Raw genomic sequence first — 9,342 nt, forward strand, 5'->3', positions numbered from 1 at the left:
CTCGGCCGGGTCGGCGCCGGCGGCCACGGCCAGGCCGAGGTCGCCGCCCGCCTCGGCGGCGCCCGTCTGGAGAGCCCCACCGCATGGACGTGACCCGCCTGGGGCGGGATGTGCTGCTGATCGACGACGCTTACAACGCCAACATCGATTCCATGACCGCCGCCTTCGACTCCCTGTCCGCGCTGGCCGGCAACCGCCGGCGAGTGGCCATCATCTCCGAGATGCTGGAGCTGGGGGCCGCTTCCGTGGCCGACCACGTCCGCACCGGTGAACTGGCCGCGCAGGCCGGTGTCGGCCTGCTGATCACCGTGGGCGGCGGCGCCGGGCCGGCCGCGGCATCCGCGCGGGCCGCAGGCGTCACGGTGCTCGAAATGCCCGACGCCGATGCCGCTCGGGCGGCCCTGGATGCACCGGACGGTCCGCTGCGCGACGGCGACGCCGTCCTGGTCAAGGGATCCAACGGGTCGGGCGCCTGGCGCCTGGCCGACCACCTCCGAGACAGTCTCAAGGAGATGCACGCCCAATGACAGCAATCCTCGTGTCCGCGGCGGTCGGCCTGCTGATCACCCTGTTCGGCACGCCCGTGCTCATCCGTTTCCTGCACCAGCGCGAGTATGGGCAGTTCATTCGACAGGACGGCCCGCAGGGTCACTTCACCAAGCGCGGCACCCCCACCATGGGGGGCCTGGTTATCATCATCGCCACCGTGCTCGGCTATGCGGCGGCCAACCTCATTGAACTGCGCACGCCGCGCGCCAGCGGCGTGCTGTTGCTGTTCCTGATCGTGGGTCTGGGACTGATCGGTTTCCTGGACGACTTCGAGAAGATCTCCAAGCAGCGCTCCCTGGGACTAAGCCCCTGGCAAAAGATCCTCGGCCAGGCCTTCATCGGCATCACCTTCTCGGTAGCCGCCCTGAACTTCGCCAACCGCAACGGGCTCACCCCCGCCTCCACGCGTATCTCCTTCGCCCGCGACTCGAATCTGGACCTTGCCTTCGCGGGCGCTGTTGGCGGCATCATCCTGTTCACCATCTGGTCCAATTTCCTGATCACCGCCTGGTCCAACGCCGTCAACCTCACCGATGGGCTGGACGGCCTGGCCGCCGGCTGCTCCGCCGTGGTGTTCGCCGCCTACACCCTCATCGGTGTGTGGCAGACCAACCAGTCCTGCACCTACGGGCACGGCGATGTGGTCGCCACCCTGTGCTATCAGACCCGGGATCCGCGAGATATGGCCATGATCGCCGCCGGCCTCATGGGCGCCTGCTTCGGGTTCCTGTGGTGGAACGCCTCGCCGGCGAAGATCTTCATGGGCGACACCGGCTCCCTCGCGCTGGGCGGCGCCTTGGCCGGACTGTCGATCCTCACCCGCACGGAGTTTCTGGCGGTACTCATCGGCGGGCTGTTCGTCGCCGAGGTCGTCAGCGACATCATCCAGGTGGTCTCCTTCAAGTCCACGGGCAAACGCGTGTTCCGCATGGCCCCGCTGCACCACCACTTCGAATTGGGCGGCTGGACCGAGGTCAACGTGGTGATCCGCTTTTGGATCATTACCGGCGTGTGCGTGGTGCTCGGCCTGGGCCTGTTCTACGCCGAATACCTGGTGTCCTGAACCGCCCAGTCTTCTTCGCCGCCGCGGCAAGGACGCGGCCCAAGCAGCCGAATCGTGAAGCAGAGGTCATGCAAGCAGACATCTCCAGCAGCACCGGGATCGAGGCTCTCTCCGGGGCGCGCGTGGGCGTGGTCGGGCTCGGCCGCACCGGACTCGCCGTCGTCGACGTACTGACCGGCCTGGGTGCCCACGTATCCGTATTCGACTCCCGCCCCAGCGCCATCGATGGCCTGGCCGATTCCCTGGGAACCGACGTCGCCGCCGGCCTGGCCGGCACCACCGCCGGCGACGATGCGCATATCGCCGCGGCTGTCGCCGAGTCGGACCTGCGTGTGCTGGTGGTCTCCCCGGGCGTGCCCGCCACCGGCCCCGTCCTGACCGCCGCTCGCGCCGCGCGCCTTGAGACCTGGAGTGAGATTGAACTGGCGTGGCGGTTGCAGCGCGCCTCCAACCGCCCCGACGTGCCCTGGCTGGCCGTCACCGGCACCGACGGCAAAACCACCACGGTCGGCATGCTCGCGCAGATCCTGACAGCCGCCGGACTGAACGCCCCCGCCGTCGGCAATATCGGTGATCCTGTCATCACCACCGTAGCCGCCGGGAAGGCCGACGCCCTGGCCGTGGAACTGTCTAGCTTCCAGCTGCACTCCACCCACACCCTCAGCCCGCTGGCCGCGGCCTGCCTCAACCTTGCCCCCGATCACCTGGACTGGCACGGCTCCTTGGACGCCTACCGGGCGGACAAGGCCCGTGTCTACGCCCGGACCCGCCGCGCCGCCGTCTACAACATCGCCGACGCCGCCACCCTGACCATGGTGGAGGACGCCGATGTCGTCGAAGGCTGCCGCGCCGTCGGCTTCACCACCGCCATCCCCTCCCTGGGGCAGATCGGCCGCGTGGAGGACCTGCTGGTAGACCGCGCCTACCACCCCGACCGGCGCCGCAGCGGGGCTCAGCTCGCCACCCTGGAGGATCTGGCCCACCTGGCTCCCGGCGGCGACGCCGCCCGCCTGCCCGCACACGTGGTCGCCGACGCCCTGGCCGCCGCCGCCCTGGCCCTGGCCACCGACGCCGTCGCCGCCGACCCGACCGCGATTGCCCGCGGGCTGCGCGCCTACCGGCCGGGCGCGCACCGTATCGTCACCGTCGCCGAGGGCGGGGGCGTGACCTGGATCGACGACTCCAAGGCCACCAACCCCCACTCGGCCCAGGCCGCCCTGACCGCCCTGCCGCAGGGCACCGGCGTGTGGATCGTCGGCGGCGACACCAAGGGCGCCAGCTTCGACGAACTGGTGCGCGCGGTCCGAGCGCACCTGCGCGGCGCCGTCGTCATCGGGCGGGATCAGAGCGCCGTATCGGGGGCGTTGGCCCGGCAGGCTCCGGGCCTGCCGGTGACGGCGATCACGGACGGGAGTCCCCAGGACGTCACCGATGCCGCGGTGGCCGCGGCTGCCGCCCTGGCCCGCCCGGGCGACACCGTCATGCTCGCGCCCGCCTGCGCCTCCTGGGACCAGTTCGACTCTTACGCTCAGCGCGGTGACCTGTTCGCCCGGGCCGCTGCCCGGGCCGCCCAGTCCGCCAGCGGCGAGGGCGAGCACTGACATGGCCGCCGACACGCCCGCTTCCCGCCGCCGCGGCTCCGCTCGCTGGCGCCGCCTGCGGGGCAAGGATGGCCCGGTCAAGGGCGAGGGCAGCACCCTGAGCTACTACGCCCTGCTCATCGCCACACTGGCCCTGCTCGCCTTCGGACTCATCATGGTCTTCTCGGTGCAGTCGGTGACCACCGCCGCCGAGGGCGGCAACGCCTTCACCGCCTTCACCAAGTACCTGGCATTCGCCGCTGTGGGGCTGGCGGGCATGGTTGCGCTCTCCCGAATGCCGCTGCGGGTGCTCAAGCGCTTGGCCTGGCCCGCGCTGCTGCTCGCCTTTGCGCTGCAGCTGCTGGTGTTCGTGCCGGGCATCGGCATCGACGTGTACGGAAACCGGAACTGGATTACCTTGCCCGCCGGCCTGGGCACCGCCCAGCCCTCGGAGTTCATCAAACTGGGGCTGTGCCTGTACCTGGGCACCACGGTGTCCGCCCGGCGGGACGCCTTCTTGGGGGGCGTGGACAGCTGGCGCAAGCTCGCCCGCTTTAGCGGCTGGATCTTGCTGCCCGCGGCCCTCGGCATAGGTCTGGTCATGGCCGGCGGCGACCTGGGCACGGTAATCGTGCTGACGGCCCTGGTGACCGGGGCCCTGTGGCTGGGCGGACTCGGCTGGCGCTGGTTCGCCGCCTTGGGGCTGGTGGCATGGTCGGCTTCGCGGGTGCCTCCATGCTGTCCGCCAACCGCCGCGCCCGCATCCTCGCGTGGCTGCATCCGGAGCGCTCCGACCCCCTCGACGTCGGCTACCAGCCCCTGCACGGGCGCTATGCCCTGGGCACCGGCGGCTGGTGGGGAGTGGGGCCCGGCTCCTCACGCCAGAAGTGGGGCTACCTTACCCAGGCGGACTCCGACTACATCTTCGCCGTCCTCGGTGAGGAGTTCGGACTGGTGGGCAGCCTGCTGGTGATTCTCCTGTTCGCCGTGGTCGGCTGGTGCTGCCTGCGCATCATCCGCCGGTCCGACTCCCTGTACGTGGCCGTGGTCGTCGGCGGCATCATGACCTGGATCGTCGGGCAGGCCCTGATCAACATGTCCGTGGTCGTCGGCCTGCTGCCCGTGCTGGGCGTTCCGCTACCGCTGATCAGTGCCGGCGGTTCCGCACTCGTGTCCGTGTTGTTCGCCGTCGGGGTGCTGCTCGCCTTCGCCCGCAACGAGCCCGGCGCGCCCGAGGCGCTGCGTTCCCGTACCGGCGCCGTACGCCGTACCCTGGCCGTCATCGCCCCGCGCAGGAGGAAACGTGTCTGACACCCCCACCCCCGAACCCACTACGGAGGCCCCCGCCGGCCGGCCGCTGCGCGTGCTGCTGGCCGGCGGCGGCACCGCCGGCCACGTCAACCCCCTGCTGGCTACGGCCGCCGCCCTGCGCGACGACACCAGTGGCGGCGACCCCGACACCGACATCCTGGTGCTGGGGACCAAGGAAGGGCTGGAGGAACGGCTGGTCCCCGAGGCCGGCTATCCCATGTCCTACGTACCGCGCGTGCCCATGCCACGGCGTCCTACCGGCGACCTGCTGCTGCTGCCGCGGCGCCTACGCCGTGCCGTCGACGCCGCCGGCCGGGCCATCGCGCAGGTTGATGCCGACGTCGTGGTCGGCTTCGGCGGATTCGTTTCCACCCCCGCCTACCTGGCCGCCCGCAGTGCCGGTGTGCCGGTGGTCATCCATGAACAGAATGCCCGTCCCGGCCTGGCCAACCGGCTCGGCGCCCGCTGGGCCGCCGCCGTCGCTCTCACCTTCGCCTCCACCCCCCTGGCCGCTACGCATGGCCGCACCGAGGTCACCGGCCTGCCGCTGCGCCCCGCCATCGGCGCCCTGGCCGCCCGCCTCGACGGCGACGCCGATGCCGCCCGCCGCGAGGGGGCTGCCGCGCTCGGCTTGGATCCGACCGCGCCGACCCTGCTGGTCACCGGCGGCTCCCTGGGTGCCCAGCACCTAAACGAGGTGATCTGCGACAGTGTCGCCGGCCTGCCGCATAATCTGCAGGTGCTGCACCTGACCGGTCGTGGCAAGGACGCCCCGGTGCGCACCGCCCTGGAGCGGGCCGCCGCCGATGCCCCCGGGCTGCTGGAGCGCTACCACGTGCTGGACTACCTCACCACCATGGAGCAGGCCTATGCGTGTGCCGACGGCGTCATCTGCCGCTCCGGCGCCGGCACCGTCGCCGAGCTCACCGCGCTGGGTCTGCCCGCCCTCTACGTGCCTCTGCCCATCGGCAACGGGGAGCAGCGCCTGAACGCCGCCGACTGTGTGGCCGCGGGCGGCGGGACACTGGTAAACGACGCCGACCTGAGCGCCGGCGACGTGCTGGCCTTCACCAGCCTGCTGACTGACCCGGTCCGCCGCGCCCAGGCCGCGGCGGCCGCCGCCTCCACCGGGGTGCGTGACGGCGCCGCCCGTCTGGCCGCGCTGATCCGGTTGGCCGCCGCCCGCGTCGACGGTGCCGCACCGGCCGACGAGAACCAGGAGCAGAACCAGTGACTAACCCGCAGCTGTTTAATCCCATTGATCCCGCAGCCGGAGCGGAGCAGGCGCCCGCGGACCTGGCCGGTCATGCCTTCCACCTGATCGGTGTGGGCGGCGCCGGCATGAGCGTGGTGGCCCAGATCCTGGCGGCGCGCGGCGCCACCGTGACCGGATCTGACGCCCACGGCGGCGATGCCTTCGAACAGCTGCGCCGGCAGGGCCTGGACGTGCACCTGGGGCACGCCGCCGCCAATGTGCCGGCCGCCGCCACCGTGGTGGTGTCCACCGCCATCAAGGAAGACAACCCGGAGCTGCGCGCCGCCCGTGAACGCGGCCAGGCGGTCATCCACCGCTCACAGGCCCTCGCCCTGGCGGCGCGCGGCCGCGATTTTGTGGCCGTCGCAGGCGCCCACGGCAAGACCACCACTTCCGGCATGCTCGCCCAGGCGCTGTCCACCGCCGGACAGGACCCGTCCTTTGCGATCGGGGGAGTGGTCCGCTCCCTGCACACCGGTGCCCACTATGGGGCCGGCCGCGCCTTCGTCGCCGAGGCGGACGAGTCCGACCGCTCCTTCCTCAACTACGCCCCCACCGTCGAGATCGTCACCAACATTGAGCCGGACCACCTCGACAACTACGGCACCCCGGAGGCCTTCGCCGCCGCCTTCGTGGACTTCGCGGCGCGCCTGGTCCCCGGCGGGCTACTCATCGCCTGCGCCGACGACCCCGGCGCCCTGGACCTGGCTCGCACGGCCGCGACCGGCGCACCCGCGTGACCACCTACGGCGCCACCGCCCCCGCGGGCATCCCCGGCGGGCCCGTCCCGGACGCGGCTCACGTGCGCGTGGAGATCACTGCCCGCAGCGCCGCCGGCACCCAGGCATCCCTAAGCCGCTGGGACGCCGCCGCCATCGCCACGGGCGCCGGCCCGACCCTGGAATCGGTGGCGCTGGAACTGGCCCTGCCCGGCGACCACGTCGCCCTGGACGCCGCCGCCGCCTGGGAGGCCGGCTGCGAACTGGGCGTGCCGGCGGCGGCCATGGCCCGCGCCCTGAGCGGATTCGGCGGCACCGGACGCCGCTTCGAGGAACGCGGTGAGGCGGCCGGCGTCCGCGTCATCGACGACTACGCCCACCACCCCACCGAGATCGGGGCGCTGCTGGCGGCCGCACGTGAGGTCGCCGACGCCCGCGGTGGGCGCGTGGTGGCGCTGTTCCAGCCGCATCTGTTCTCCCGCACCCGCAACTTCGCCGACCGCTTCGGCGCGGCTCTGGGCGGCGCCGACCTGGTGATCGTCACCGCGATCTACCCGGCCCGCGAGACCCAAGCGGACTTCCCGGACATCACGGGCGAGATCGTCGTCGACCACACCCCGGGTGACGCTCGCTACATCGCCGACCCGCTGGCCGCCGCCCGCGCGGCGCCGATGCCGCCCAACCCGGCGACCTGATCCTGACCATCGGCGCGGGCGACGTCACTCGGCTGGGTCCCGTCATCCTGGATGCGCTCGCCGAGCGCAACGCCCCGGCATGATGCGCAAGCCGACTCCGCCGCGCCCGCGCGGCCACGAAGCGGAACCGGAACCGGATCGGACCGATGCCGAGCTGAGTGTGCGCGATGACGGTGGGCCGGTCCTGCCGCCCCGGAGCGGGCGCCACGACCGGGTGGTGTCCACCGGGCTCACCGACCGGCTCGATGAGCGCCGTCGTGCCCGCCGCCGACTGCGCCGCGGCCGGCTGCTGCGTGCGGTCGCCCTGGTGGCGGCCGCAGTCCTGCTGGTGTGGGGGGCGCTGTTCTCTCCGCTGCTGGCGTTGCGCACGAGCGACGTCACCGTGACGGGCACCGACGACACCGTTGACGCCGCCGCGGTGCAGCAGGCGCTTTCCGACCACGCCGGCCAGTCCCTGCTGCGGTTGAACGTCGATGCCCTGGGGGAGGAGGTCGCCGACTCGCTGGTGCGGGTGAAGTCGGCGGCGGTAACCCGCTCCTGGCCGCACGGCCTCGCGGTGCGGCTCACCCTGCGTGTGCCCGTAGCGGCTCGGTCCACGGATGGCGGTTACCAGGTGCTCGATGGCGAGGCCGTGGTCCTGGAGACCGTTGAGCAGGCGCCGGCCGACCTGGCCGTGATCCAGACCCAGCCGGGGCAGGAACTGTCCGAGGCGCAGGTGTCGGCGGTGGCCGAGGTGATCGGCAGCCTGGACGCCGACGTGCGTGCCAGGTGGCGAAGGGCGCCGTCTCGGATACCGGGCAGGTGACCTTGACCCTGACCGGCGGCGCCACCGTGGTGTGGGGTCAGTCCGCCGACAACGAACTCAAGGCGCAGGTGCTGGCGGTGCTGCTCGGCCAGGAGGCGCAGACCTACGACGTGTCCAGCCGCACAGTCCCACCACCTCCTGACACGCCGAACTCAAATACGCCTGCGATGGCCGCGGGACCCATAGCGTTGAGCACGTCATCGGAAGAATGACATAAGTATAGACCTCGACTTCAGGTTGAAGGTTGAGGGGAGTCCCCGGACTCGGCACCAAAACGCGGAGGCAGACAGTGGCGGAATCGCAGCACTATCAAGCAGTCATCAAGGTGGTGGGCGTCGGCGGCGGCGGCGTCAACGCCGTCAACCGCATGATCGAGGCCGGCCTACGCGGCGTCGAGTTCATCGCCGTCAATACCGACGCGCAGGCGCTGCTCATGTCCGACGCCGACACCAAGCTCGACGTCGGCCGCAACCTGACCCGCGGCCTCGGCGCCGGCGCCGACCCGTCCATCGGCCGCAAGGCCGCCGAGGACCACGAAGACGACATCCAGGAGGCGCTCGAGGGCGCCGACATGGTCTTCGTCACCGCCGGCGAGGGGGGCGGCACCGGCACCGGCGCCGCCCCGATCGTCGCCAAGATCGCCCGCTCCCTGGGTGCGCTGACCATCGGCGTGGTCACTCGGCCCTTCGCCTTCGAGGGGCGGCGGCGCGCCACACAGGCGGAGGACGGGGTGACCAACCTGCGTGCCGAGGTGGACACCCTGATCGTCATCCCCAACGATCGGCTGCTGCAGATCGCCGACCGCAACATCAGCGTCGTCGACGCTTTCAAGCAGGCCGACCAGGTGCTGCTACAGGGTGTCCAGGGCATCACCGAGCTCATCACCACCCCCGGTTTGATCAACGTCGACTTCAACGACGTCAAGTCCGTCATGCAGGACGCCGGCAGCGCCCTGATGGGTATCGGCTCCGCCACCGGTGAGGATCGCGCCCTGACCGCCACCGAGCAGGCGATCGCCTCCCCGCTGCTGGAGTCCTCCATCGACGGCGCCCATGGCGTGCTGCTCTTCTTCCAGGGCGGCAGCGATCTGGGGCTGTTCGAGATCTCCGAGGCGGCCAACCTGGTGCGCGAGGCGGTCCACCCCGAGGCCAACATCATCTTCGGCAACGTGGTCGACGGTGCCTTGGGCGACGAGGTGCGCGTGACCGTCATCGCCGCCGGCTTCGATGAGGAGAGCCCCACTGACTCCGGCGCCGACGCGGCGGCCACCCTGTCGCGCGCGGCCGCCACCGCCCGCCTACAGCGGCTGCGGCCTGCAATACACCCGCAACCACTGATTTCATGATCCGTTACTCGAAGCATTGC

General features: G+C 71.5%; 6 protein-coding genes and 3 pseudogenes. All 9 read left to right on the forward strand.

All coding sequences use genetic code 11. The annotated features are described in order from the left end of the window. The first annotated feature begins 83 nt into the window (after nt 1-83). Nucleotides 84-527 carry a glutamate ligase domain-containing protein gene (locus BW737_RS10930; protein ID WP_420835743.1) on the forward strand — a complete coding sequence of 148 codons (444 nt, stop codon included), beginning with the start codon at nt 84-86 and terminating at the stop codon, nt 525-527. After that, nucleotides 524-1,612, forward strand: a complete 1,089-nt coding sequence (mraY, locus tag BW737_RS10935; protein ID WP_086616030.1) for a phospho-N-acetylmuramoyl-pentapeptide-transferase — start codon at nt 524-526, stop codon at nt 1,610-1,612. Before BW737_RS10930 ends, mraY begins: the two co-directional genes overlap by 4 nt. Nucleotides 1,613-1,680: 68 nt before the next feature. Then, nucleotides 1,681-3,213 (forward strand): UDP-N-acetylmuramoyl-L-alanine--D-glutamate ligase, encoded by a 1,533-nt coding sequence (murD, locus tag BW737_RS10940; RefSeq protein WP_086616029.1) that lies wholly within the window; start codon nt 1,681-1,683, stop codon nt 3,211-3,213. A gap of 1 nt (nt 3,214) precedes the next feature. Beyond that, nucleotides 3,215-4,503 (forward strand): annotated as a pseudogene (locus BW737_RS10945) (peptidoglycan glycosyltransferase FtsW). After that, nucleotides 4,496-5,737 (forward strand): UDP-N-acetylglucosamine--N-acetylmuramyl-(pentapeptide) pyrophosphoryl-undecaprenol N-acetylglucosamine transferase, encoded by a 1,242-nt coding sequence (locus BW737_RS10950; RefSeq protein ID WP_086616028.1) that lies wholly within the window; start codon nt 4,496-4,498, stop codon nt 5,735-5,737. Before BW737_RS10945 ends, BW737_RS10950 begins: the two are co-directional and overlap by 8 nt. A 107-nt stretch (nt 5,738-5,844) precedes the next feature. Beyond that, nucleotides 5,845-7,255: pseudogene (gene murC / locus BW737_RS10955) on the forward strand (UDP-N-acetylmuramate--L-alanine ligase). Beyond that, a complete protein-coding gene (locus BW737_RS10960; RefSeq protein ID WP_257210743.1) occupies nt 7,252-7,977 on the forward strand; it encodes a cell division protein FtsQ/DivIB in 726 nt (241 codons plus the stop codon). Before murC ends, BW737_RS10960 begins: the two are co-directional and overlap by 4 nt. Then, nucleotides 7,974-8,189, forward strand: coding sequence for a hypothetical protein (locus BW737_RS18510; protein ID WP_257210744.1), 216 nt, complete (start codon nt 7,974-7,976; stop codon nt 8,187-8,189). Before BW737_RS10960 ends, BW737_RS18510 begins: the two co-directional genes overlap by 4 nt. Nucleotides 8,190-8,266: 77 nt before the next feature. After that, nucleotides 8,267-9,265, forward strand: a pseudogene (ftsZ, locus tag BW737_RS10965) (cell division protein FtsZ); the annotation flags it as partial. Nucleotides 9,266-9,342: the final 77 nt, after the last annotated feature.

The sequence above is a fragment of the Actinomyces ruminis genome (genome assembly GCF_002154335.2).
GTDB lineage: Bacteria > Actinomycetota > Actinomycetes > Actinomycetales > Actinomycetaceae > Actinomyces > Actinomyces ruminis.

Bases quoted from the DNA above. Each gene is read 5' to 3' on its own strand.
- BW737_RS10960 (WP_257210743.1), top strand. From the start codon at position 7,252: ATGATGCGCAAGCCGACTCCGCCGCGCCCGCGCGGCCACGAAGCGGAA.
- murD (WP_086616029.1), top strand. From the start codon at position 1,681: ATGCAAGCAGACATCTCCAGCAGCACCGGGATCGAGGCTCTCTCCGGG.
- mraY (WP_086616030.1), top strand. From the start codon at position 524: ATGACAGCAATCCTCGTGTCCGCGGCGGTCGGCCTGCTGATCACCCTG.
- BW737_RS10930 (WP_420835743.1), top strand. From the start codon at position 84: ATGGACGTGACCCGCCTGGGGCGGGATGTGCTGCTGATCGACGACGCT.